This is a genomic window from Cupriavidus sp. P-10, from assembly GCF_003402535.2.
Taxonomy (GTDB): Bacteria; Pseudomonadota; Gammaproteobacteria; order Burkholderiales; family Burkholderiaceae; genus Cupriavidus.
Window position 1 is genome coordinate 1,168,619 of the sequence record NZ_AP025172.1, and the last position, 24,340, is coordinate 1,192,958.

A 24,340-nucleotide genomic window follows, 5' to 3' on the forward strand; every position below is an offset into this window, starting at 1 on the left:
ATCGACGCCTCACGCAGATCACCGTGTTGAATTAGTCGTGGGTCCACACCTCCTCGCAAACCTTGGCCACATGAGCGGCGGCCAGTTCGAGCCAAAGCATGCGCCTTCGGCACGACCAGCATCGTCTAACCCTTCGAATATGGTCGCCGAGCTGGTGAAAGGTGCGAACGTTACGCGCAATGGTGGCGGCTGATCGAGTAGTGGTCGTGGCATGTGAAGAGGAAAATCCGCCGCGGGTAGGCTCAGACTATTATTTCATGATCGTGAAACTAATCCTCCACGGCAAGGCACTCACCAGTCTGATGCAAGCTAAGCATAGCGTTGACCTTGCCATCATGGCGATTAATTGCATTTAAAAAAACGGTTTCGTCAGTTTACGTGGGACGCTCCACTGCCCCGAAGAGGCGACCATGGCGTTAGTCGCATTGACTTTGCTTCGAGGTGAGATTACCCACCTTGTTCACTCTGGAAAGCATCCGCGCCATGGCTGTTTCGGCAGCGCCAAGTAGCCGAAGATCCACAAATGAAACGGGGGCAAGAGGCCCCTCGCGGGGCGTGAGGTTATACTGTTGTCATACAGCCTTTCCTCGTCCGTACGCCACCATGGCCAACTCGTTTCCGCTCGACCAAATCCCCGACTTGCAGTTCGGCACACGACTTTCCGAGCAGTTGGCGCAAGCGCTCTCGGTAAGTATCCGTGATGGCCAGTTTCCGCCGGGGCAGCGCCTGCCAACCGAGAGCGCCCTCATGGAGCGCTTTGGCGTCAGCCGCACCGTGGTGCGAGAAGCCTTATCCCGGCTGAAGACACTTGGTTTGGTCGAGTCGCGCCAGGGGTCCGGGGCGTTCGTCAAGAACAGCGGAAAGCCGGCGCCCGAGCACTTGGTGCTGGCGCCGGATGGTTCGGTGAACGCTGTGATCCAGATGGTGGAGGTCCGCAGGGCATTGGAGGCCGAGTCTGCCGCGCTGGCCGCGGCGAGATGCTCACCAGAAGATCTCGAAAATATCAAGGCGACGATCCAGGCACTGGAAGAAGCGGTAGTTGCTGGGGGGGATGGCGTTGCGGAAGACGTCGCCTTCCACGCCGCCGTCGCCAAAGCAGCGTGCAACCCCTTCCTGTTGGCAACGCTGTCCTACCTGAATCACTTCCTGCTCGATGCCACCCGTGTGACGCGCGCCAACGAGGCCACTCGCGCTGACTTCGCGCAGCAGGTGCGCGATGAGCACGCCGCGATTGTGCGCGCGATCGAAAGCGGTGACGTTGTAGCCGCTCGCTTCGCCGCCGCGGCCCATATGGCCAACGCGGCAGAGCGCATTGGCCGCGCGGCGCCGGACTTCTGGGCTCAGCAAGGCCGCCAACTGGCGGAGCGCTTGCGCGCGGAGCTCGGTGCGCCCCAGGCGGTAATGGGGCTGGCAAAACCCGGGGACTGAGCTCGGGGGCTGAGCTCCGGGTTAATACTTATGTCAGAAGCGGATTCCTACGCGTAAAGTTGTCGTACAACATGATTACATGACAACAACCGGTTGTATCGAGCCGGTTCTGTCGACGACAAAGGAGACCGCTCATGACACCCACCGCCGCAGGAACCGGAGGCACAGCCTCGACCATCGCCGACGAAACCGAGCGTCGCGCCTACGCCAAGGTGTTCTGGCGCCTCGTTCCATTTCTGATGCTGTGCTACGTCATCGCCTACCTCGACCGCGTGAACGTGGGCTTCGCCAAGCTGCAGATGGGCCAGGATCTAGGCTTCAGCGACACCGTGTTCGGCCTGGGGGCCGGCGTGTTCTTCCTCGGCTACTTCCTGTTCGAACTGCCAAGCAACCTGCTAATGCACAAGATCGGCGCGCGTATCTGGATCGCGCGGATCATGATCACTTGGGGCTTGCTGTCGGCTGCATTCGTCTTCGTCAAGACACCCGCCACCTTCTACATGATGCGTTTTCTCCTGGGGCTGGCCGAAGCCGGCTTTTACCCGGGCGTCATTCTTTACTTGACGTATTGGTACCCCGCCCATCGTCGGGCCAAGATCGTGGCGGTGTTCATGTCGGCTATTCCGGTCGCGGGGATCTTCGGCAACCCGCTGTCGGGCTGGATCATGGACGCGTTTCAAAACACCCATGGATTGGCCGGCTGGCAGTGGATGTTCCTGATCGAAGCCGTGCCGGCGCTGCTGGCGGGCATTGCCGTGATCTTCTTTCTGGACAATGGCATCAGCCAGGCCAAGTGGCTCAATGACACCGAGAAGCAGTTGCTCGCACGGGAAGTCGCAGCCGACGCCCAGCACGGCAAGAAGGGCCCGCACTCCGTCTCGGAGGTCTTCAAGGACGGGCGCATCTGGGCCATGTGCCTGATCTACTTCGCGTTCGTGATGGGGCAGTACGGCCTCACCTTCTGGATGCCCACACTAGTCAAGGCGACCGGCATCAATGGCAACCTCAACATCGGCCTGCTCAGTGCGATCCCGTTCATCTGCGCCGTTGTCGCAATGAACCTGTGCGGCCGCAGCGCGGACGCCCGCCGTGAGCGGCGCTGGCACCTGATCGTGCCGGCCGCCATCGGCGCCATCGGCTTCACCGTGGCGGCGTCCTACACGCAAAACGTGGTCGTATCCATTGCATTCCTGTCGCTGGCGGCGGCGGGCGTGCTGACCTGCGCGCCACTGTTCTGGTCCCTGCCCACGGCATTCCTTTCCGGTACCGCCGCAGCTGCGGGCATCGCCGTCATCAATTCGGTGGGCAACCTGGCGGGCTTCGCCAGCCCCTACCTGATCGGCTACCTGAAGGACCTGACACACAGCACGCAGAGCGGCATGTACGTGCTCGCCGGCATGCTGATCCTCGGCGCGTTCCTGGTGTGGCGCACGCCGGCGCAGTTGGTCAACCGCTGATCGGTCATCGGGCCGCACACGAGCGGCCCAATCACGCACAAGCTCTTGTTCGAAAGGCCCGCGCCCTGCAGGGACGCCCTACGGCCACCAATTCTGGGAAACCTACACCATGAGTGAAAACATCGGAGTGATCGGCCTGGGCGCCATGGGACTGGGCATGGCTCAGTCGCTGCGCCGCGCGGGCTACCGCGTGCACGTGTGCGACGTTCGCGCAGAGGCAGCCCAGGCCTTCGCCGCCGAGGGCGGCGTGGCCTGCGCGAATCCGGCCGAGTTGGCCGCGCAGTGCGAAACGGTGGTCAGCGTGGTGGTCAATGCCGCGCAGACCGAGGCCGTGCTGTTTGGTGAGCATGGCGCGGCCGCAGCACTGAAGCCCGGCAGCGTCTTTGTGATGTGCTCCACTGTTGATCCCAACTGGTCGATTGCACTGGAACAGCGGCTGGCGGAGCGGGAGTTGCTCTACCTAGACGCGCCAATCTCTGGTGGCGCTGCCAAGGCCGCGTCAGGCCAGATGACGATGATGACCTCGGGCCGCCCGGCGGCGTACGCCAAGGTCGGCAAAGCGCTTGACATGATGGCCGCCAAGGTCTACCGGCTGGGCGATGCGGCCGGCAATGGTAGCAAGGTCAAAATCATCAACCAACTGCTGGCAGGCGTGCACATCGCCGCCGCCGCGGAGGCAATGGCGCTGGGCCTGCGCGAGGGCGTCGACGCGGCAGCTCTGTACGAGGTCATCACAAACAGCGCCGGCAATAGCTGGATGTTCGAGAACCGCATGGCGCATGTGCTTGCGGGCGACTACACGCCGTTGTCGGCGGTGGACATCTTCGTCAAGGACCTCGGCCTGGTGCTCGACACCGCGCGCGCGACCAAGTTTCCGTTGCCGCTGTCCGCCACCGCGCACCAGATGTTCATGCAGGCGTCAACGGCCGGCCACGGCCGCGCGGACGACTCGGCGGTGATCAAGATCTTCCCCGGCATCACCCTGCCGGCGGCCGGGGCATGAACGTGCCGGTGTCGTCCGACACCCCGACGATCCTGAACGCCCAGGGCCTCGTCAAATACCTCATCCGCGACCCTGTGCGCGAGAACGCGGCGGCCGCGCTGTGCCCGTTGCTGGAGACCCAACCATGATCCGCCCACTGCTCGGCTGCATTGCCGATGATTTCACCGGCGCCACCGACCTGGCCAACAATCTTGTGCGCAGCGGCATGCGCACAGTGCAGACCATCGGCGTGCCCGAGGACGATACGCGCCCGATCACGGCGGACGCCATCGTGGTCGCGCTCAAGTCGCGCACTGTCGCGCCTGCCGATGCGGTGGCGCAATCGCTCGCGGCCGTGCGCTGGTTGCGTGCACAAGGCGTGCAACAGATTTACTTCAAGTATTGCTCGACATTCGACTCGACCGCCGAGGGCAACATCGGTCCGGTTACCGATGCACTGCTTGACGCACTGCACGGCCCGGACCAGGGCTTCACCATCGCCTGTCCCGCCTTCCCCGAGAACCAGCGTACGGTGTTCCGGGGCCATCTGTTCGTTGGCGACCAACTGCTCAGCGACAGCGGCATGCGCAAGCACCCGCTGACACCGATGACCGACGCCAACCTCGTGCGCGTGCTGCAGCAGCAGACCCGGCGCAAGGTGGGCCTTGTCCCGTATGACGTTGTGGCGCGGGGCCCCCCAGGCGGTGCGAGAACGCTTCGCGGCGCTGCAGGCCGAGGCCGTTCAGATCGCAGTGATCGATGCGATCTCGAACGACGACCTGATGCGTATCGGCCCGGCGCTGGCAGGTATGCCCCTTGTCACCGCCGGCTCGGGCATCGCTATTGGCTTGCCCCGGAATTGGCAAGCGAGCGGTGCACTGCCCGAAGGTGCGAAGGCCGATGCCCTGCCTCCTGCCTCGGGCGTTCAGGCGGTGGTATCCGGCAGTTGCTCGCCAGCAACCAACGCCCAGGTCTTGCACTTCAGGCATGCCGGGCGACCGAGCTTCGCCATCGACCCGCTGGCGATTGCTGGCGGCGACGATGTGGTCGGCCAAGCCCTGGCGTGGGCTGGCCCGCGACTGGCCGATGGCCCGGTGTTGGTCTACGCCACCGCCGACCCGGCCGCCGTCCAGCTAGTGCAATCGCGGCTCGGTGTCGCGCGGGCTGGCGAGATGGTCGAGCGAACGCTATCGCAGATCGCCGTTGGCTTGGTTGAGCGTGACGTGCGCCAGCTGGTAGTGGCTGGTGGCGAGACCTCGGGGGCGGTGGTCCAGGCACTGGGTGTGCGGCAGATGACGATCGGGCCACAGATCGACCCGGGGGTGCCGTGGACGAGCGTGCAGTCGGCTGCCTGCAGCGGCGAAACACTGCATGTCGCACTCAAATCCGGCAACTTCGGCACCGAGGACTTCTTCACCAAGGCATTCGATCAACTGGAGGCGGCATGACCAGTGCGGCCGCACGCCCTCGCACCTGCCGGAGTTGTGTCAATCAACCCTCCCCCACCGGGAACGATAAATGAGAAGAACACCTTTGATCGTTGGCAACTGGAAGATGCACGGTTCCCGGGCCTCGGCCCATGAGCTGGTGTCTGAGATCAAGGACGCACTGAGTGTGGCTTCGCCCGGCGAGGTCGCGCTGTGTGTGCCCTTCCCCTTCCTTGAGCAAGTCCAACACCTCCTCCAGGGTTCCGCGATCGCCTGGGGAGCGCAATCGGTCAGCGAGCATCGAAGCGGTGCGTACACCGGTGAGGTGTCGGCCAGCATGCTGCAAGATTTCGGCTGCACCGTCGTGATCGTCGGTCATTCCGAGCGACGCACGGCGCACCACGAGACCGATCACATCGTCGGGCTCAAGGCTGTGGCGGCGCTGGAGGCCGGACTGACGCCCATTGTCTGTCTCGGAGAAACGCTGGCAGAACGCGAAACGGGACAGACCGAGGCCATCGTGCTGCGCCAGCTCGACGCGCTGATGTCTCACGTGAGCGCGGACCATCTGCCGAACTGCGTCATCGCCTATGAGCCGCTCTGGGCGATTGGCACCGGACAGACAGCTACGGCGCAACAGGCGGCGCAGGTTCATGCGCTGATTCGACAGCAGCTCGCCGGGGTCGACGGGGAAGCCGCGCAGCGAACGCGTGTCCTGTACGGCGGCAGCGTCAAGCCGGCGAGTGCAGCCGAGCTTTTTGCACAACCCGACATCGACGGTGGCTTGATTGGTGGTGCTTCGCTCGTTGCGTCGGACTTCCTCGCCATCGTTGGGGCAGCCGGCTGATCGGCATAGACACGGAGACTGAAATGATTGATAACCATAGCCTCAAACGGCATTTCCCGGCCGCTGGGACGATACCGGATGAATACCGCCTGGCAGCCGAAATCCACCAACGTACTTATCTGGTCAACGGACAGATGGAGACGTGGGACGGCCCCTGCAAAGATGCCCTGTCGCCGGTGTGCACGACGCTGGCCGACGGCACCGTGCAGCAGGTCACGATCGGCAGCTACCCGGTGATGGGCGAGGCGCAGAGCGACGCCGCACTGGACGCCGCGGTGGCAGCCTATGACAGCGGTCGGGGCGCCTGGCCAACGATGACGGTGGCTGACCGCATCGCCTGCATGCAGAAGTTCGTGAAAGGCATGGTCGAGCGCCGGCAGACAATCGTGAGCCTGATCATGTGGGAAATCGGGAAGAGCCTCGCCGACTCCCGTAAAGAATTCGACCGCACCGTTGAGTACATCCAGGCCACCATCGAGGCCCTGAAGGAAATGGATAACGGCCACTCGCGATTCACGGTGGTCGAGGGAACCATTGGCCAGGTCCGCCGCACTCCGCTTGGCGTAGTGCTGTGCATGGGGCCATACAACTATCCGCTCAACGAGACCTTCTGTACGCTGATTCCTGCGCTGCTGATGGGTAACACGGTGATCCTCAAGCCGCCGCAGTATGGCACCCTGCTGTTCGAGCCGCTGCTCGAGGTCTTCCGCGACGCGTTTCCGCCGGGCGTAGTCAACACCATCTATGCACCCGGCGAGCTGGTGGTGCCGCGGATGCTGGCCTCGGGCAAGGTCAACGTACTGGCACTGATCGGCTCGAGCCGCGTGGCCGACCATCTAAAGAAGCAGCACCCCAAATCCCACCGGCTGCGCGCGGTGCTGGGGTTAGATGCGAAGAATGCGGCCATCGTGCTACCGGATGCTGACCTGGGCCTCGCAGTCAAGGAATGTCTGCTCGGCGCGCTTTCCTTCAACGGCCAACGCTGCACCGCCCTCAAGATGCTGATCGTGCACCGATCGGTGGTCGACGCCTTCCTTGACCGCTTCGCGGCCGAACTGGCGCGGCTCAAGATAGGCATGCCATGGGAGAACGGCGTGCAGATCACGCCGCTGCCTGGTCCGCATCGCACCGCATATATGACGGAAGCGATCGAGGACGCAAGGTCCAAGGGCGCGCGCGTCATCAACGACGGCGGCGGCGCCATCTGCAGCACGTTGTTCTATCCGGCCGTGGTCTACCCGGTGAGCGAGGGGATGAAGCTGTACCGCGAGGAGCAGTTCGGCCCGGTGGTCCCGGTGATGGCCTTCGACGAGGTGGAAGAAGCGCTCGACTACGTGATTACCTCAGACCACGGGCAACAGGTGAGCATCTTCGGCACCGACGCCCAGCAGATCGGCGCACTGGTGGATCCGCTGGTCAACCAGGTCTGCCGCGTGAACCTCAATTGCCAGTGCCAACGCGGGCCCGACGTGTTCCCCTTTGCCGGCCGTAAGGATTCGGCCGAAGGCACGCTGTCGGTCAGCGACGCGCTGCGCGCGTTCTCGATCCGGTCGATGGTCGCCACCAAGCAGACCGAGCCTAACAAAGAACTGCTAAATACCATCGTGCGCGATCACCAATCCAAGTTCATCAACACGGGCTTTATCCTGTGAGCGGAGTCGACATGATGCATCGCAAACGCAGTGCCAAGATTGTCGCCACGCTGGGACCATCGAGTTCTGACCTGACCACGGTGCGCGCCTTGTTCGAGGCCGGAGCCGATGTGTTCCGGCTCAACTTCAGCCACGGCACGCACGCCCAACACCAGGAACGGCTCGAGATCATTCGGCACGTCGAGCGGGAGACTGGGCGGCCCATCGCCGTGCTGCTCGACCTTCAGGGCCCGAAGCTGCGCATCGGCGCGCTCGCCAACGGCCCGGCTACGTTGCAAACCGGCGCGGCATTTCGCCTCGACCTCGACCCGGCCCCGGGCGACGCCACGCGCGCCCCTCTACCGCACCCGGAGATCTTTGCGGCGCTCAAGACCGGCACCGAGTTGCTGATCGACGATGGCAAAGTGCGCCTCAAGGTGGAGAGGTGCGGGCCAGACTTCGCCGACACGCAGGTTATCACCGGCGGCACGGTCTCGGATCGCAAGGGCGTGAACGTGCCCTCGGTGCTACTGCCCATCTCGGCGATGACGCCAAAGGACCGCGCCGACCTCGAGTTTGGGCTGACGCTGGGCGTCGATTGGATTGCACTATCGTTCGTGCAGAGGCCCGAGGACCTGCATGAGGCAAAAGCCATCGTCCAGGGGCGCGCCGCGGTGCTGGCCAAGTTGGAGAAGCCAGCTGCGATCGAGTCGCTGGACGCAATCATCGAGGCGGCAGACGCAATCATGGTTGCACGGGGCGACCTGGGCGTCGAACTGCCAGCCGAACAGGTGCCGAGAATCCAGAAACGCATCGTGCGTGCCTGCCGGGCCACCGGCAAGCCGGTCATCGTTGCCACCCAGATGCTTGAATCGATGATCACGTCGCCGGTGCCGACACGCGCCGAGGCCTCTGATGTGGCTAACGCGGTGTACGACGGCGCCGACGCGGTGATGCTGTCAGCCGAGTCCGCATCCGGCAAGCATCCGCGCGAAGCGGTAGTGATGATGGACCGCATCATCGCCGAGGTGGAGTCGGATCCGGACTACCGCAACGCGATCGATGCATCGCACACTGCGCCACAAGCGGCTGTCGCCGATGCGATCTGCCTCGCGTTGCGGCAGAGCGCGAGCCTGTTGCCGGTCACTGCGATGGTCACATACACGCGATCGGGCTACACCAGCCTGCGCGCGGCGCGGGAGCGCCCGGTGGTGCCGGTGCTGAGTATGACGCCGGACCTCGCCACGGCGCGTCGCTTGGCGCTCGTCTGGGGCGTGCACTCGGTGCACGCCGATGACAGCATCCTGGACGTGCCGGACATGGTGAATCAAGCCTGCGCGATGGCCCGCCGCGAAGCCTTCGCCGAGGCGGGCGATACCATTGCCATCGCCTCCGGCATGCCATTCGGCGTAGCGGGCACGACCAACTTCCTTCACATTGCCAAGGCTTGACACCCATGTCCAAGATCAACAACATCCGTGCAAGCGAAATCCTAGACTCGCGGGGGACCCCACCGTCGCCGCGTTGGTCACCCTCGAAGGCGGCGCAACGGGCTTCGCGGCCGCGCCGTCGGGAGCGTCCACCGGTAGCCATGAAGCGCTGGAACTCCGCGACAACGACTCACGCCGCTATGGCGGCAAGGGTGTCACGCGCGCGGTGAGCCATGTCAATGGTGAACTGCGATCGGCGCTGCTAGGCGTCGACGCCACAGATCAGGCCGCCTTGGATCACCGCATGGTGGAACTCGACGGCACAAGCGACAAGTCGCGCCTTGGGGCGAACGCGATCCTTGCCGTGTCGCTCGCCGCGGCAAAGGCCGCAGCGCAGGCTGCCGGCGTGCCGCTGTATCGATACCTGGCGCCAACGCCAGACACGGCACTACAGCTTCCGGTACCGATGATGAATATCATCAACGGCGGCGCCCACGCCGACAACAGCGTCGACATCCAGGAGTTCATGATCCTGCCAGTGGGCGCGCCAAGCTTCAAGGAGGCGCTGCGCCATGGCGTCGAGGTTTTCCATGCGCTCAAGGGAGTGCTGCAGTCCAAGGGGCTCGGCACGTCGGTGGGCGACGAGGGCGGCTTCGCGCCGAACCTGCCGTCCAACGAGGCCGCCATCGAGGTGATCCTGGCTGCGATCGAAAAAGCGGGCTTCAAGGCAGGCGCCGACATTTGCCTCGGCCTCGACGTCGCGAGCTCGGAGTTCCACCACGAGGGGCGCTACGACCTGGCATCGGAAGGCAGGTCGTTCAGCTCGGCCGAGTTTGTCGAGGTGCTCGCGGGCTGGGTGGAACGCTATCCGATCCTCTCGATCGAAGACGGCCTGGCGGAGGAAGACTGGTCCGGCTGGAAGCTGCTGACCGAGCGGTTAGGCCGGACCGTCCAGCTCGTAGGCGACGATCTGTTTGTCACCAACACCGGGATCCTGCAGCGCGGCATCGACGAGGGCATCGCGAACGCAATTCTCATCAAGCCCAACCAGATCGGCACGCTCAGCGAGACCCTCGCGGCGATCAGGATGGCCAGCCGTGCCGGCTATGCAGCCGTGGTGTCGCACCGTTCTGGTGAAACAGAGGACACAACCATTGCAGACCTGGCCGTGGCAACAAGCGCGACGCAGATCAAGACCGGTTCGCTTTGCCGCTCCGACCGTGTAGCGAAATACAATCGCCTGCTACTCATTGAAGAGGAGCTCGGCTCCGATGCGGTCTACGGCGGTCGTACCGCCGTTCCTGTGCTGAGGGGAGCCTGATGTCCACCATTGTCCTGCTACGCCACGGCGAGTCCATCTGGAACCAGGAGAACCGATTCACGGGTTGGGCCGACGTGGGCTTGACCGAGCAAGGGCTGGCCGAGGCGCGGGCGGCCGGCCAGCAGCTGCGCAGCGAAGGCTTCGAGTTCGATGTCGCCTTCACGTCCATGCTCAAACGTGCCAACAAGACGTTGTGGACGGTGCTGGAAGAGATGAACAGGATGTGGATCCCGGTGCACCACTCGTGGCGGCTGAACGAGCGCCACTACGGGGCGCTGCAAGGCCTGAACAAGGCGGAAACCGCTGCGAAGCACGGCGAGGCCCAGGTCAAGGTCTGGCGCCGCGCCTACGACATCGCTCCGCCGCCGCTGCCCGATGACGACCCGCGCATCGGCGCCGACGATCCACGCTATGCCGGCATCGAGCCCGGCGCGCTGCCGAAGACCGAATGCCTCAAGGACACGGTGGCGCGCTTCCTGCCCTACTGGCATTTGACCATCGCGCCAGCGGTGCGGTCGGGCAAGCGGGTGATCATTGTCGCCCACGGCAACAGTCTTCGCGCCCTGGTGAAGTACCTCGACGACATCTCCGACGAGGACATCGTCGAGGTGAACATTCCGACCGGGCAGCCATTGGTTTACGAGTTGGACGACGAGCTCAAGGGCCGCAGTCGCCGGTATCTGGGTGACGCCGCCGAGATCGAAGCAGCCATGCAGAGAGTGGCCAGGCAAGGCTCCGCGGAGCGGTAGATCTGGCATCTCACCATCCCCGTAGCGGGGGCAGTACCCGTGCGACGACGGGAGGTCGCCGGTGGCGTGGAAACGTATTGCGCGCTGCCGGCGGTGACCTCGTGCAGGTGCGGTTTCCCTAATCCGCGGAGACGAAAGTGCAGACTCAAGCATCGTTAAGGTTTCTGGTCGAGAAGTGGTTCGGCAGCGCTTCAATCCCATCGCTACGGATAAGCCGCGTCCTGCATTCAGGACTGGGCAGAAATCATTGTGTGCGTGTCGAACTGCCTCGAACCGACAACCCGGTGGCTATCTTTTTCTTTCGACACGCCGACGGCAGCTGGGGCGTCTTTCCGCCGGAAATCGACTGGAAGCTGGTGACGCCCACCTGACACGGGAAGGAGGATCGCTCTTCCTTACCCCAGACGACTTGAATACACCCATGACGCAGCAAGCAATACGTCCAGCGATCCAGCGAAGAAATCCACCACCAGCCGAGCAGCTGGACGCCCTCAACGGAACCTCCGTTTCGAATCCTGCCCCTGACTCACCCGCGAGCGAAGCCGTCACGGGAAAAGACCTGCCGCTGCGCGAGGACATCCGCTTCCTGGGCCGCCTGCTGGGCGATTGCCTGCGCGAGCAGGAAGGCGACGCCGCCTTCGAGGTGGTCGAGACCATCCGCCAGACCGCGGTGCGCTTCCGCCGCGAGAACGACCGTGCCGCCGGCGCCGAGCTGGACCGCCTGCTCAAGCGCCTGTCGCGCGACCAGACCAACCAGGTGGTGCGCGCGTTCAGCTATTTCTCGCACTTGGCCAATATCGCCGAGGACCAGCACCACAACCGCCGCCGCCGCGTGCACGCGCTGGCCGGCTCGCCGCCGCAGGCCGGCAGCCTGCAGCACGCGCTGGAAAAGATCGACGCCGCCGGCGTCACCGGCAAGCAACTGCGCAAGTTCCTGGACGAGGCGCTGATCGTGCCGGTGCTGACCGCGCACCCGACCGAAGTCCAGCGCAAGAGCATCCTGGACGCCGAGCGCGAGATCGCCCGCCTGCTGGCCGAGCGCGACCTGCCGACGACCGCGCGCGAGCGCGAGCACAACACCGCCCAGTTGCACGCCAAGGTCACCACGCTGTGGCAGACCCGCATGCTGCGCGACGCGCGCCTGACGGTGGCCGACGAGATTGACAACGCGCTGTCCTACTACCGCACCTGCTTCCTGCGCGGCATCCCGCAGCTGATGACGGAGCTGGAAGAAGATATCGCCGCAGTGTTCCCGACCACGCGCAAGCGCAAGGGCACCCCTGGCACGCAGCCGGCACCGCTGGCGCCGTTCCTGCAGATGGGCTCGTGGATCGGTGGCGACCGCGACGGCAACCCCAACGTTACTGCCGAGACCCTGGAGCATGCCTCCAGCCAGCAGGCCCAGATGATCCTGGACTGGTATCTGGATGAAGTCCATGCGCTGGGCGCGGAACTGTCGATGTCGACGCTGATGGTCGACGCCAGCCCTGAGCTGCTGGCGCTGGCCGAGCGCTCGCCCGACCATTCCGAGCACCGTGCCGACGAGCCCTACCGCCGCGCGCTGATCGGCATCTACGCGCGCCTGGCCGCCACCTGCAAGACGCTGACCGGCCACGCCGCGCCGCGCCGCCCGGTGGCGCCGGCCGAGCCTTATGACAGCGCCGAAACCTTCGCCGCCGACGTGCAGGTGGTGATCGACTCGCTGCGCGAAAACCACGGCCAGGCGCTGGCGGGCGCCCGCATCGACGCGCTGGCGCGTGCCATCGGCGTGTTCGGCTTCCACCTGGCGTCGGTCGACATGCGCCAGGTGTCGGACGTGCACGAGGCGGTCATCGCCGAGCTGTTCGCCGCCGCCGGCATCGCTCCGGACTACGCCGCCCTGCCCGAGCAGCGCAAGCTAGAGCTGCTGCTGGCCGAGCTGCGCCAGCCGCGCCTGCTGACGCTGCCGTGGCACGAGTATTCCGAGCAGACCCGCAAGGAACTGGCAATCTTTGCCGCCGCGCGCGAGCTGCGCAAGCGCTACGGCAAGCGCATCGCGCGCAACTACATCATCTCGCACACCGAGACGCTGTCGGACCTGGTCGAGGTCATGCTGCTGCAGAAGGAGTCCGGCATGCTGCAGGGCACGCTGGGCAGCAAGACCGACCCGGCGCGCATGGAACTGATGGTGATCCCGCTGTTCGAGACCATCGAGGACTTGCGCAACGCCGCCGGCATCATGCAGTCGCTGCTGGACCTGCCGGGCTTCGATTCGGTGATCGCGCACCATGGCGTCGAGCAGGAAGTGATGCTTGGCTACTCGGACTCCAACAAGGACGGCGGCTTCCTGACCTCCACCTGGGAACTGTACAAGGCCGAACTGGCGCTGGTGCAGCTGTTCGAGGAGCGCAAGGTCAAGCTGCGCCTGTTCCACGGCCGCGGCGGCACCGTCGGCCGCGGCGGCGGCCCGACCTACGACGCGATCCTGTCGCAGCCGCCGGGCACGGTCAACGGTCAGATCCGCCTGACCGAGCAGGGCGAGATCATCAACAGCAAGTTCGCCAACGCCGAGATCGGCCGGCGCAACCTGGAGACGGTGGTCGCGGCCACGCTGGAAGCGTCGCTGCTGCCGCAGCAGAACGCGCCCAGGGACCTCGACATGTTCGAGGCGGTGATGCAGCAGCTGTCCGACCGCGCCTTCTCGGCCTACCGCGACCTGGTCTACGAGACCCCGGGCTTCAAGGATTACTTCTTCGCCACCACGCCGATCACCGAGATCGCCGACCTGAACCTGGGCTCGCGTCCGGCCTCGCGCAAGCTGATGGACAAGAAGCACCGCCGCATCGAAGACCTGCGCGCGATCCCGTGGGGCTTCTCGTGGGGCCAGTGCCGCCTGCTGCTGCCGGGCTGGTACGGCTTCGGCAGCGCGGTGAAGGCGCTGCTGGACCGCGCCCCGGACGACAAGGCGCGCAAGTCCGCCGTCACCACGCTGCGCCGCATGGTCAAGACGTGGCCGTTCTTCTCCACGCTGCTGTCCAACATGGACATGGTGCTGGCCAAGACCGACCTGGCGGTGGCTTCGCGTTATGCACAACTGTGCGATGACGCGGCGCTGCGCCGCACCGTGTTCAACCGCATCAGCAAGGAATGGCACCTGACCAGCGAGATGCTCGCGCTGATCACCGGGCACCAGGACCGGCTGGCGGACAACCCACTGCTGGCGCGCTCGATCAAGAACCGGTTTGCCTACCTGGATCCGCTGAACCACTTGCAGGTGGAGCTGCTCAAGCGCTACCGGGCGGGCAAGGATGGCGATGATATCCGCGTCCGGCGCGGCATCCACCTAACCATCAACGGGGTGGCGGCAGGGCTGCGCAACAGCGGCTGAGGGGCTATAGGTGCCCTCGTCCTCGTCCGGGGTGATGATCTGTGCAGTGGTGTTCAGAAATGAGCGTTCCTACCGGCGATTGCAGGAAGCCGCCTCGCCCGCCGTAGCGGCGCAGGCGGCATGCCATCAGGCTACGATCACCATCGATACGTCCGGCTCTGCCAGCGTCTTCACGAACCGCGTAAAGCGCAGCGTCGCAAGATCGAGCATTCCCAGCGTGTCGTCGGTGAGCGAGACATAGGCCATCGGACGAAGCGGATGGAAGCTGACCGCGATCGGTTGCGCGGGCAGGGCAATGTGGCCGACCGGCTTGAGCACCGCATCGAACAACGAGATCGAGTTCTCACCGTAGTTCGAGACAAAGAGCCTGCCGTCGGGTGCCAGGTACACGCGCGTCGGATCCTTGCCCGTCGCGGCACTGCCAGTGATTTTTTGCGTGGCAATGTCGATGGCGACCACGGTGTTGTCATTGCGGTTGGTGACGTACAGCGTACGTTCGTCCCGCGACAGGCAGTTGCCCTCCGGCTTGCGGCCCGGCTTGATGACGACGGGCACGAATGCCGGGTCGTGCGGCTTGAAGTAGGTCACCGTGTTGGACAGGAGGTTCATCGAGAACGCCTGCTTCCCGTCGCGCGTCAGCGCGACCAGGTGGCTCTTGTAGCCCCCTGTCGGCACCGCCCGGTTGGGCGTCTCGCTGCGGCTCGGGTCGTCGAAGATCAGCACTGCCCCCTGCGTCTCCGACAAAGCATAGAGACGATCCTGGTCATCCATGGCCAGGCCATGGATGCGATAGAAGGCATCAGTGCGCAGAGTGCGCACGTGGACCATCTGCTTTAGGTCGATCACGAAGATGCGGTTGCCGCCCACGCCCTCGATGCCGGAATTCTGCACGCCATAGTGGCCGATGTATGCATAGCGCCGGCTGGAGTCCACCACGAACTCGTGCGGATACAGGGCACCCGCCGGCATCGGTATGCGCCTGACCACCTCGCCCGTCTCCGCGTCGTAGATGCTGAAAGTATGGGCGGACTTCTCGATCAGAAGCAGCATCTCGCGCGGGCGGGTCACCGTCGGGTTGGCCGCTGCGGGTCCTGCCAGCGTGCCCAGTCCCGCCAGGCCAATGCCAGCCGCGCCCGTGGCGCACTGCTGCAGGAAACGGCGGCGTGCCGGACGGGTGGACTGCGTGATGGATGGTAGGGATTGCATGGTGAGTCTCCTTCCTTGGTGCCTGATGAGTGCCCGGTCAGCGCGTGCCTGCGGAAACCGCAAGTGCTGGCGGGTCGGCGAATGGCCCGAGGCGCGCACGCTGGTACGCTGCCGGGCTCCCCGGAAACTGTTCAGGAATGACGAAACCGCCAGGCCTGAAGTTCTCGTTCGGATACGACTGGACGCGCCCCGGGTTGTGCTTGCGCGGCAGTTCGTTCACAACATACGCGGCCACATCGTAGGCATCGTCCAGGCTTAGTTTCCGACTCTGCTCCGAGGCGCCATAAGGCATGTTGAGCAGCAGGAAGCGTGTCATCAGCGGCACCATGGCCATGTGGCCGCCATCGTCGTAGCTGTCGTTGCCGGCGATGGGCGGAAAGCTGTAACCGCCACCGCGCGCAAAATCGGCTTGCTTCACGCCCGTGCCATCGGGCTGATGACAGGCGATGCACTGTGCGCGGTACACCTGCTCGCCGCGCTTCGTGTTGGCTGGCCGGGAAGGCAGCGCCGCCTCGTACAAGCCCGTCTTGGCCATGCGGGTATCGGGCTTACCGCCACTGCCCAGCCATTTCAGGTACGCGACGATTGCCCGCATCTCGGCGCTGTCGGGGGGGATGCCGCCAACCGGCCCCTTGCCCACCATGCCGGCGATGCGATCCTGCAGCGTGATCACCTTCATCGACTTGACGTCAAGTTTCGGATACTCATGAGCCACGTTGACGAGTGGCAGCGCGTACGGCTTGGTGCCCGGCAGGCCGGACGGACCCGCGGCATGGCACTGTACGCAGTTGAGGTTGTTGCCGGCGAACCGCTTGCCCGGATCCGGCGCATTGGGGCCGATTGACCTCGCGGTCTGCTCGAGGAGCGCCTTACCGCGGCGGATCTCGTTGCCGGCCTCACCTGCCGGAATGGTGGCCGCGTCGGGCACGAACCATGGCCGCACCGGTAACGCGGCGTGGCGCTTGAGGAGCTGGGTAGCGCGCGCGGTATCGGCAACCTCACCCGCACGCGGCGCGGAGAAATCCGCCGCCGCCGGCGCCCCTGGCAGCATTGCGGCACCGCTCAATACCGCGGCACACCATCGAGCAGGATAGATTCGCGACAATTTCATGCGTGCCCCGCGCCCGTCGTATTCAGCGTAATGGCATACAGGGAGCTCGACGCGGCGATATACAGCCGGTTGCGCACCGTGCTACCCGGTGCACTGCCAAACGTGCAGTTGCCGGTCTTCTCCGGCACTGTGATACGCCCGAGAGCTGTGCCGTCCGGCGCGTGCACGTGCACACCGTCCTCGGCGGTGATAAGGACCCTGCCGTCGGTGTCCACGCGCAAGCCATCTGGCAATCCAGGCGAGATAACGGCAAATACGCCGCCGCCCGCGAGGCGCTTGCCCGGCCTGCCGTTCGCCGCCACATCCAGCACGCGCACGTGATGATTGCCATCGGGCTCGTGGGATGCCGACGTATCGGAGATATACAGCTTCGACTCGTCCGGCGAAAATGCCAGCCCGTTGGGCTGCACGAAATCATCGGCGACGATCTCGAGCGCGCCAGTCACCGGGTCCAGGCGATAGACGTAGCGCCCAGACTGCTCCTGCTCGGCCTTGTAGCCCTCGCGGTCGCTGAGAATGCCGTAGCTTGGGTCAGTGAACCAGATGGAGCCGTCCGACCTGACCACCACGTCGTTCGGCGAGTTAAGGCGCTTGCCACGGTAGCGGTCGGCTAGGATGACCACCTTGCCGTCAGCCTCGGTGCGCGAGATGCAGCGCCGGCCGTGTTCGCACGACACCAGCCGGCCTTGCAGGTCCAGCGTATGGCCGTTGGTGAACTGCGCCGTTTGGCGAAACACCTCCGTGCCGGCCGCGGACCACCGCAGCATGCGGTTGTTGGGAATGTCGCTCCACAGCACGCTCTGCAGACGGGGTACCCATACCGGCCCTTCGCTCCAGATCGAACCGGTCGCAAGCCTCTCCAGAAACTGTCCGGGCCGCAGCAAATCGCGGAACCGTTCGTCAAGCACAACTGGCTCCGGCAGGCGCGTGGCCGCCAGCGGGCCGGACTCCAGTGCAACGGCCTGCGTCGCCAATACGGCGCCGCTGCAGAACGCCAGGAAACGCCGCCGAGACCGCCCGTCGGCATGCAAATGGTGGCAATGAGGATGACGCAACATCATGGGTTGGCTACCTTTTTATTGGTCGTTGAAGACGAATGCCGGGAAGGTGTGCCGGCCAGGTCCGCGAGTGCGTCCGGAGCTTGCCGGGCGTGGACCTCTGTGCGCTGGTCTGAGGAAAAAGACGGCGGAGTGGGAAGCGCGCGCCCACGCAGGTCGGGGCGTCGCTGGCATGCTTGTCTCCTGTTTGAATTCGAATTGTTGTGGAGATTTTTGCCGCCGTTCCAATTACTGTCTATTCACATTTTTGAATTGGGCGATAACCGCTAGTTATAACTTATTGGAGAGCGCTACGGCGGAGCGCCTGCGGGAGCGCGGACCAGAATGGGAGACCGCGGTGCTGGCCAGCGCCTCGGCGCACTGGCTGTGCCACACCGCCGGCTCGCACATGACTGACCAGCAAGTCGACCTGCGCTTTGTGCGCGACAACTTCGGGCACAGCTCGTTGTCGACGACAAGCGGCTACCTGCACAGCGAGGAGGATGCACGCCATGAAGCCACGCAGGAGCGGCACCGGATCGGCTGGGGCACTGAGAAATAAGCAACCTCCTCAATGTATCGTAGCCGCTGCTTCAAACGGTATTCGTAAAGTAATCCCCCTTGATCCTCACCGCTTCGACGCGAATGCTACTTGCACGTGCTGGCTCGGGACTGAACAATAGCGGAAGCATTGATGAAATACCTTCATCTTTGCCGCGGGGGAAGGCCTGATAGCCGCGCTTTGGGTCAGGATCATGGACGAGGTCATGCCACGCCGCGCCAACGCCGGTTTCCGTAAAGTCTTCTGGCAGAGCATTGAGCTTCCTTGTCTGCAGGTCGCGCCATGCCTTGAGGTTCGCAAAGCCGGGATCGTCCTCCCTGCCGCCGAATTCCAGGCCTTCCAGGCCCGACAGTAGAGCGTGAATCCGCTGATGGTCACCGGTCAGCGCCGCGCGCACGTGTGACGCAAAGCTCGAATGCACCGCGTCGGTGACGACGGCCAGGTGCTTCAGGGCTTCATCCACTCGCTGCTCGGTCGCCTTGCTCGTTTCTTGCAGGACGGCCTTGGCCTTGAGCGCTTGCTGCCTGTCTTCCACGGCGGAGCGGGTGTGCGTCGACTGCGCCGTGCTGGCCGCGCGTCGGAACAGATCCTGGCTGCGTCGGCCGGTCTGGTGCATCGCGATATCAGTGAGTTCCAGCAAACTCATCCGTAGAAAGCACACCAGTTCAAGCGCCTGGGTGCTTTCCTTCAGTGCTTTGGTCTTGGCCGGACGCCTTGCTTGCACCTTCTGCGCATAGGCACGCAGTTTGGGCAAAGCGATGTCATCCAGATTCCACTCGTGCACAGCGAGGGACTTCAGGTAGCGGATCTTGTCCAGCGTTTCAGCGAGGTTCTTGGGGCCGTTGCGCCTGGAAGGCGCCTTGATCCACTCGAGGTGCGTTGCAGAGCCGTCAGCCCGTCGACTGCGGACGGATTCCATGCAGTGCTGCAGCGTGGCCGCCGGCACTGCGCGGTTAACCGCTGCGAGCATTTGCGCCTCGTAGGCGGAAAATGCATGCCTTGCCATGTCGGTGATCTGGCGCTGGCCGGGAATGAGGCGGCAGCGATCGTAGAGCCATCGCTGAGCGGTGGTGACAAGCTCATCCACGTCTGCCGCTGCGGCAGCTTGCATGCGGAGCATTTCCAGCAAAGCGGCCTGGCTGGTGTCATCGAACGGCTTGATGCCAAGGTGCTCCTTGCCCCATTGCTGATGCTCGTATAGCGTCGGGCGTCGTTGGTACAGCGTCTTCAGACTGGCAATCGACAACAGCGGCAAGGAAAAAGCTTCGCACACGTCCTGAAGGAGATTGCGCGGAACGGCAGCAATCCGGTCCAACGGTCGACCGAAGGCCCGGAGGCAAACGAGTTGTAGGCCGACCGCGGCGTATCTGTCGGCCCGAAACCGCTCCCGTATTGCCGCGATGTCAGCACTGGTGAGTTGAAAAAACTGCCGTAGGTCAAATTCTGTCCCTTCACCGGGCGGTGGCGGCTGCCGCGGGCCAAGTCGATCAGGTAGTCGATCGCGAACGGGCAGCGCTTCTGGTAGCCCTGCACCAGCCAGCCGGTTTTTGGGCTTTATCCCGGCTCGCCCTCAACAGCAGCAAGGACCGTCATAACGCTCTGGATGAAGCGGCGGCGCCGCAAGTGTCTGACATCAGGATCGACTTTTTTACGGACTGACAAGACTGAATCAGAGCTCTGCAAGGCCTACTCTGAACAGAGTCCAAGTGCGATTAGACGGATACCGAGGGCGCTGCCTTGCTGCATCGGGTTATGCAAAGCCTTCTGGGCGAGGAGCCTCCTCAGAAAATGTGCTTCACACCGACCATTGCGCCGAATTGATTTCCGCCGGGTCCCGGATTGGTGCCAGCCTGGCCGCCGTTGACGGACAATGCCAAGTTTCCACGGTTGTCAATAAAGCCTGCCGTCCCGTAAACAGAAGTACGCTTCGAAAAGGCATAGGTTCCGCGCCCGGCGAACATCCATGCTTTATTGGGGCTATCGTGGAAGCGGAGATGGTAGGCCTCGGCGTCCACACTGAATGCTGCTGTGATCGGATACGAAACGCCTGCGTAGTACATGTCGCTGCGTGGGGTTGTGCTTGCGCGATTATCGCGACGAAGCCATCCTCCACCAATCTTGGCATCGCCAAGCATGAAGTAGCCGTTCACCGATAGCCGGTCGTCGGTCAGTGAACTGTTCGTGAGGCCACCGAACGCACCGGGACCGCCTCGCAGAGAATCGTAGGCCACTCCTACACTCCAACGCTGAGCGTCATACTTGATCAGCGCTGACCACTCCCGGCATGCACGACTATCCGCCGCGTTTTCGCCGGCGCAATTCGTACCGGCTGGGCTTGGGCCGGCGTTAACCACATCACGCCCAAAGCTGTAAGTGGCCCCAACTGTCACTCCGCCAAAAGTACCCTTGTAGGAAATGGCATTGTCTACTCGCGTGTTCGGAATATAGCTGTCGAGAGAACCTGATCCGAAGATGTTGGGCCCAAGCATGTCAGGCTCCGCCATTGCCCAGAACAGCATCGTGTACTGACGTCCAAATGCCACCTGGCCCCACGCGCCGGATAGGCCTACAAGCGCTTGGCGACCGAACAACCGCCCGCCTTGATTTGCCGCGCCGCTATCTGGCGAAAAGCCAGACTCCAGCCAGAAGAGTGCCTTGTTTCCCCCGCCCAGGTCCTCGCTACCACGTAGCCCCCAGCGCGACGGTACGGTAGCGGTCAAGTTCGGCATGAACGTCTCGGTATTCCGTGCCGAGCCTACGCCATTGACAAATGCGACGCCTGTGTCGACCACGCCATATAGTGTCACGTTCTGCGCACCGGCCAAGCCTGGGATTGCAGTCAAGAGCGCTGTCGCAATTGTGCGAATTTTCATATTATCTCCTCCATATTTTGGTTTTATTTGTTTTTAGCGGACATTAGCCACTCGTTTGTCGCGGCCCCTTCGCGGTAGCGCACGACCGGGCCTGAGGTGGTGCAAGCCAGCTGCGAACTTTTGACAATGCGATCATCTGGTCATTGCCGCCAGCCGAACTATGCGGGAACGCAAGGATATCCCCGCCCCTATCGGATATCTTCACGCGAAAGATGTCCGTGTACATCGCCCGCTGACTTTCAGTTCGGTAACGGTGAGCCCAACCGGTTGTGTGAGCGAATCATCCTGGCCCTTCACCGGATAGGAGAGAACGGCGCTGGCAGAAGAATCTCATTCTTTTGCGCAATAACGAGTGAACCAGCCTTGGCCAGGAACGCGCGCCATGACTCTTTGCCTGAGAGGGTTGCCCGACGGTGTACTCTCTCTTCAAACGAATCAAAACCCCACAGCTGTACAACTCGATTCAGCTCCCCCGTCTCCGTGGTGAAGTACCCCAGGAGGTTACCCAGTGCCTCCGCTTGGATGGCCAGACCCTCGGCTTCGTAAAGGGACAGGAACTCTCGTACCTTGCCCGGCTTCAATGAGTAGGTGCGTTGCTCAATAATCATGACAATGGCTTCTTTTGAGTGCGATGGACGATTTTTGCGGTGTCGTCATTAGTAGAATATTGACGACTTGGATGTCGTCTTCAGGCATGCGCGAAAACAAGGCGCGCATTAAATGAGGGTGCGGTACTCAGCGACGGGGTTGCGCTATATCTCCTGACCATATTCTTGTCGGCCCGGCCTCCAAAATCCAGATGTCACAGGTAAAACCATTGTATAAATCCAACTTATGCTTCATTTTTAATACCCTGGTCGAGTTCCCATGGCGGCAAGGCACTAAAAGGCCAAGTACCGCAAACCGAATGGCTTCGCGCAGGCATCGCATGCCTCTCGGGAACCGTGGCAATCATCGAACTATGCGGGCGTCTATCCGGCGCATGCGACCCCTTACAGATCCAGCACCAGCACGCTGCTCTTCGCCCTTGAACAACACGGTATGACCTGATCGTTCTTCGCGCGCTCATCGTCGGTGAAGTACACAGCCCTGGTCCGGCGCGCCATCCAGCAGTTGCGTGATGCAGGTCCCGCATACCCCTTGCTCGCAGGGGAGCGGAACATCGATACCGTATCGAGCACGGGCACGACGGTCCTATTGGCCGGCACCGTAAAGCACCTGCCACTGCTGCCGACCTTCACCTCGAACTCGCTATCCGCCGACGTGTTCTGCGGTCCGACACCCAAGTATTCCAGATGCACATTGCCGCTGGCCCAGCCACTCTGCTTCGCGGTCGAGGTCACATACTCGATGAAGCCGGCGGGTCCGCACACGTACAGATGCGTCCCTGGGTGGGGCCGCGCGGCGTCTCGTCGATTTCCCTCTGGCCGATGCTGCTGGAATGCACATAGGTCTCATGCGTCAGGTCCATCAGGTTGTCGATCATCAGGCGGGAGTCGCAACCGATGTGATACAGTCCGCCGCCATAGCCCTAATCCGGGCTCTCCGCCCATTCAAGCGGATGGATCAACGCGGGATCGGCTTGCGCCGCATCGCCCGGCCAGACCCGAACGAAGCCATGGAGCTCCACCACGGGAAAACTGCGGATGCTTGGAGAGCGCCGACGCGCTGCAGCGGCATGGAGATGGTCTTGCCTTCGCATTCCATTTCGAGGCCGTAATAACCGCAGACCAGCTTACCGTCGCGCAAAAAGCCCAGTGACAGCGGCGCGCCCCGGTGTGGGCAGAAATCTTCCAGTGCGACGACCTTGCCTTCGGCATTTCAGGAACATGGGCTTTACTCCTCGAGTATCAAGGGAGGCTGACCGGTGTATGCGCGTTCCAGCAGGCCTCGCAACGCATCCACCTCCAATGGCCGCGGATTGGGGTAGGCGGCCGTGGCCGCCAATTCCACCGCCCGGGCTAAGTCTTCCTGCTTCATGCCGATGTCGCGCAGCGCGACCGGGGCACCTAGGCTTTTTGCCAACTGCCACAGCCCGGTGGCAGCGTCTTCCGCGTCGATGGCAAGTGCGATGCGGCACATGACCGCGGGAACGGCGGGTGCGTTATAGGCCAGCGCGTGCGGCAGGATAATGGTATGGGTTTCGGCATGCGGCAGATTGAAGGTGCCCCCCAGCGTGTGGCAGAGCTTATGATGCAGAGCCATGCCGACGTTGCCCAGCACCGTGCCGCACAGCCATGCCCCGTACAGACACTTGCCACGGCCTTCGATGTCGCCCGGGTTGTCCTTCAGCTTGGGCAATCCCTGGGCCAGCGCGCGGATGCCCTCTATCGCCAGCAGTTCCATGATCGGGTTGCAATCCTGCGCATACAGCCCCTCGGCGGCATGCGCGATCGCATTGATGCCACTGGTCACCGAAAGCGAGAATGGCAACGTCGTGGTCAGTTCCGGATCGTAGAGCACGGTTTGCGGCAGCACGCACGGGTCCCGGCCGGTTTTCTTGATGCCGGCTTCGGTGACGCCGTAGATCGGTGTGACTTCCGAGCCGGAATAGGTGGTTGGTATCGCCAGGATGGGCAGCCCCGATTCGAGAGCGATAGCTTTTCCCAGGCCGATGGTGGAACCGCCGCCGATGGCGATGGCGCAGTCCGCGCCGATGCGGCGCGCCTCGTCGCGCGCTGCCCGCGCCGTTTCGATCGGCACATGCATCACCGCCTTGGCAAAGATGCCGGCGCAGCGCTGGCCCAACTCTCCCGCCACCATCTCGGCGTGCCGCACCTGGTCAGGCGTCGACAGTACCAGGGCCTTGGTGGTTCCGAGCAGTTCCACTTCCCTCCGCAGATGCCGCAGCGCACCTGGTTCGAACACTATGCGCGGGATGCGGCTTTCATAGGTGAACTCCAACATCTGAC

The 24,340-nt window shown here is 63.5% G+C and carries 17 protein-coding genes and 5 pseudogenes; 13 read left to right on the plus strand and 9 right to left on the minus strand.

The window, feature by feature from the left end:
• Positions 1–603: 603 nt before the first annotated feature.
• From CTP10_RS35330 to ppc, 12 genes and pseudogenes are all read left to right on the plus strand, one after another.
• On the plus strand, positions 604–1,428 hold the full coding sequence (locus tag CTP10_RS35330; protein ID WP_116323238.1) for a FadR/GntR family transcriptional regulator: 825 nt from the start codon (positions 604–606) through the stop codon (positions 1,426–1,428).
• A 134-nt stretch (positions 1,429–1,562) separates the two neighbouring features.
• Positions 1,563–2,885 (plus strand): MFS transporter, encoded by a 1,323-nt coding sequence (locus tag CTP10_RS35335; RefSeq protein WP_116323239.1) that lies wholly within the window; start codon positions 1,563–1,565, stop codon positions 2,883–2,885.
• 109 nt (positions 2,886–2,994) lie between these two features.
• Positions 2,995–3,888 carry an L-threonate dehydrogenase gene (ltnD, locus tag CTP10_RS35340; RefSeq protein WP_116323240.1) on the plus strand — a complete coding sequence of 298 codons (894 nt, stop codon included), beginning with the start codon at positions 2,995–2,997 and terminating at the stop codon, positions 3,886–3,888.
• Positions 3,885–4,016 carry a hypothetical protein gene (locus CTP10_RS35345; RefSeq protein WP_271815974.1) on the plus strand — a complete coding sequence of 44 codons (132 nt, stop codon included), beginning with the start codon at positions 3,885–3,887 and terminating at the stop codon, positions 4,014–4,016. The genes ltnD and CTP10_RS35345 overlap by 4 nt, the downstream gene beginning before the upstream one ends.
• Positions 4,013–5,315, plus strand: a pseudogene (otnK, locus tag CTP10_RS35350) (3-oxo-tetronate kinase). The gene CTP10_RS35345 and the pseudogene otnK overlap by 4 nt, the downstream one beginning before the upstream one ends.
• 70 nt (positions 5,316–5,385) lie before the next feature.
• A complete protein-coding gene (gene tpiA / locus CTP10_RS35355; protein WP_116323241.1) occupies positions 5,386–6,141 on the plus strand; it encodes a triose-phosphate isomerase in 756 nt (251 codons plus the stop codon).
• Positions 6,142–6,164: 23 nt separating this feature from the next.
• Positions 6,165–7,793: an NADP-dependent glyceraldehyde-3-phosphate dehydrogenase gene (locus CTP10_RS35360; RefSeq protein WP_116323242.1), complete on the plus strand. Its 1,629-nt coding sequence runs from the start codon at positions 6,165–6,167 to the stop codon at positions 7,791–7,793.
• 14 nt (positions 7,794–7,807) lie between these two features.
• Complete coding sequence (gene pyk, locus CTP10_RS35365; protein ID WP_116323248.1) at positions 7,808–9,223, plus strand: pyruvate kinase; 1,416 nt, start codon at positions 7,808–7,810, stop codon at positions 9,221–9,223.
• 5 nt (positions 9,224–9,228) lie between these two features.
• A pseudogene (gene eno / locus CTP10_RS35370) lies at positions 9,229–10,523 on the plus strand (phosphopyruvate hydratase).
• Positions 10,523–11,272, plus strand: a complete 750-nt coding sequence (gpmA, locus tag CTP10_RS35375) for a 2,3-diphosphoglycerate-dependent phosphoglycerate mutase (protein ID WP_116323243.1) — start codon at positions 10,523–10,525, stop codon at positions 11,270–11,272. Before eno ends, gpmA begins: the two are co-directional and overlap by 1 nt.
• Before the next feature lie 137 nt (positions 11,273–11,409).
• Positions 11,410–11,643 (plus strand): hypothetical protein, encoded by a 234-nt coding sequence (locus tag CTP10_RS35380; RefSeq protein WP_116323244.1) that lies wholly within the window; start codon positions 11,410–11,412, stop codon positions 11,641–11,643.
• Positions 11,644–11,693: 50 nt separating this feature from the next.
• Positions 11,694–14,639, plus strand: coding sequence for a phosphoenolpyruvate carboxylase (ppc, locus tag CTP10_RS35385; protein ID WP_271815975.1), 2,946 nt, complete (start codon positions 11,694–11,696; stop codon positions 14,637–14,639).
• Between the two features lie 126 nt (positions 14,640–14,765).
• Here the strand turns inward: ppc and CTP10_RS35390 are convergent, their stop codons facing one another.
• The 3 genes from CTP10_RS35390 to CTP10_RS35400 form a co-directional block, all read right to left on the minus strand.
• Positions 14,766–15,845, minus strand: coding sequence for a YncE family protein (locus CTP10_RS35390; RefSeq protein ID WP_233528331.1), 1,080 nt, complete (start codon positions 15,843–15,845; stop codon positions 14,766–14,768).
• A 37-nt stretch (positions 15,846–15,882) separates the two neighbouring features.
• Positions 15,883–16,773, minus strand: a complete 891-nt coding sequence (locus CTP10_RS35395) for a c-type cytochrome (protein ID WP_233528332.1) — start codon at positions 16,771–16,773, stop codon at positions 15,883–15,885.
• 179 nt (positions 16,774–16,952) lie between these two features.
• Positions 16,953–18,017, minus strand: a complete 1,065-nt coding sequence (locus CTP10_RS35400) for an SMP-30/gluconolactonase/LRE family protein (protein WP_233528333.1) — start codon at positions 18,015–18,017, stop codon at positions 16,953–16,955.
• 292 nt (positions 18,018–18,309) lie between these two features.
• Between CTP10_RS35400 and CTP10_RS35405 the strand changes: the two are divergent.
• A pseudogene (locus tag CTP10_RS35405) lies at positions 18,310–18,555 on the plus strand (tyrosine-type recombinase/integrase); the annotation flags it as partial.
• A 160-nt stretch (positions 18,556–18,715) separates the two neighbouring features.
• On the opposite strand, the pseudogene CTP10_RS35410 reads toward CTP10_RS35405, so the two are convergent.
• From CTP10_RS35410 to CTP10_RS35435, 6 genes and pseudogenes are all read right to left on the minus strand, one after another.
• Positions 18,716–20,014 (minus strand): annotated as a pseudogene (locus tag CTP10_RS35410) (DUF4158 domain-containing protein); the annotation flags it as partial.
• A 322-nt stretch (positions 20,015–20,336) separates the two neighbouring features.
• On the minus strand, positions 20,337–21,428 hold the full coding sequence (locus tag CTP10_RS35415) for a porin (RefSeq protein ID WP_116322484.1): 1,092 nt from the start codon (positions 21,426–21,428) through the stop codon (positions 20,337–20,339).
• Positions 21,429–21,721: 293 nt separating this feature from the next.
• On the minus strand, positions 21,722–22,036 hold the full coding sequence (locus tag CTP10_RS35420) for an NIPSNAP family protein (protein WP_116322485.1): 315 nt from the start codon (positions 22,034–22,036) through the stop codon (positions 21,722–21,724).
• Positions 22,037–22,420: 384 nt separating this feature from the next.
• A complete protein-coding gene (locus tag CTP10_RS35425) occupies positions 22,421–22,801 on the minus strand; it encodes a hypothetical protein (protein WP_233528346.1) in 381 nt (126 codons plus the stop codon).
• A gap of 29 nt (positions 22,802–22,830) precedes the next feature.
• Positions 22,831–23,243 (minus strand): annotated as a pseudogene (locus CTP10_RS35430) (Rieske 2Fe-2S domain-containing protein); the annotation flags it as partial.
• 21 nt (positions 23,244–23,264) lie between these two features.
• The gene (locus CTP10_RS35435) at positions 23,265–24,335 is read right to left on the minus strand and encodes a maleylacetate reductase (protein ID WP_116322486.1); all 1,071 of its coding nucleotides are present in this window, start codon (positions 24,333–24,335) and stop codon (positions 23,265–23,267) included.
• Positions 24,336–24,340 lie beyond the last annotated feature (5 nt).

What these genes read in the sequence shown, in the direction of transcription:
- CTP10_RS35330 (WP_116323238.1), top strand. Translation starts at nt 604, where the DNA reads ATGGCCAACTCGTTTCCGCTCGACCAAATCCCCGACTTGCAGTTCGGC.
- CTP10_RS35335 (WP_116323239.1), top strand. Translation starts at nt 1,563, where the DNA reads ATGACACCCACCGCCGCAGGAACCGGAGGCACAGCCTCGACCATCGCC.
- ltnD (WP_116323240.1), top strand. Translation starts at nt 2,995, where the DNA reads ATGAGTGAAAACATCGGAGTGATCGGCCTGGGCGCCATGGGACTGGGC.
- CTP10_RS35345 (WP_271815974.1), top strand. Translation starts at nt 3,885, where the DNA reads ATGAACGTGCCGGTGTCGTCCGACACCCCGACGATCCTGAACGCCCAG.
- tpiA (WP_116323241.1), top strand. Translation starts at nt 5,386, where the DNA reads ATGAGAAGAACACCTTTGATCGTTGGCAACTGGAAGATGCACGGTTCC.
- CTP10_RS35360 (WP_116323242.1), top strand. Translation starts at nt 6,165, where the DNA reads ATGATTGATAACCATAGCCTCAAACGGCATTTCCCGGCCGCTGGGACG.
- pyk (WP_116323248.1), top strand. Translation starts at nt 7,808, where the DNA reads ATGCATCGCAAACGCAGTGCCAAGATTGTCGCCACGCTGGGACCATCG.
- gpmA (WP_116323243.1), top strand. Translation starts at nt 10,523, where the DNA reads ATGTCCACCATTGTCCTGCTACGCCACGGCGAGTCCATCTGGAACCAG.
- ppc (WP_271815975.1), top strand. Translation starts at nt 11,694, where the DNA reads ATGACGCAGCAAGCAATACGTCCAGCGATCCAGCGAAGAAATCCACCA.
- CTP10_RS35390 (WP_233528331.1), bottom strand. Translation starts at nt 15,845, where the DNA reads ATGCAATCCCTACCATCCATCACGCAGTCCACCCGTCCGGCACGCCGC.
- CTP10_RS35400 (WP_233528333.1), bottom strand. Translation starts at nt 18,017, where the DNA reads ATGATGTTGCGTCATCCTCATTGCCACCATTTGCATGCCGACGGGCGG.
- CTP10_RS35415 (WP_116322484.1), bottom strand. Translation starts at nt 21,428, where the DNA reads ATGAAAATTCGCACAATTGCGACAGCGCTCTTGACTGCAATCCCAGGC.
- CTP10_RS35420 (WP_116322485.1), bottom strand. Translation starts at nt 22,036, where the DNA reads ATGATTATTGAGCAACGCACCTACTCATTGAAGCCGGGCAAGGTACGA.
- CTP10_RS35435 (WP_116322486.1), bottom strand. Translation starts at nt 24,335, where the DNA reads ATGTTGGAGTTCACCTATGAAAGCCGCATCCCGCGCATAGTGTTCGAA.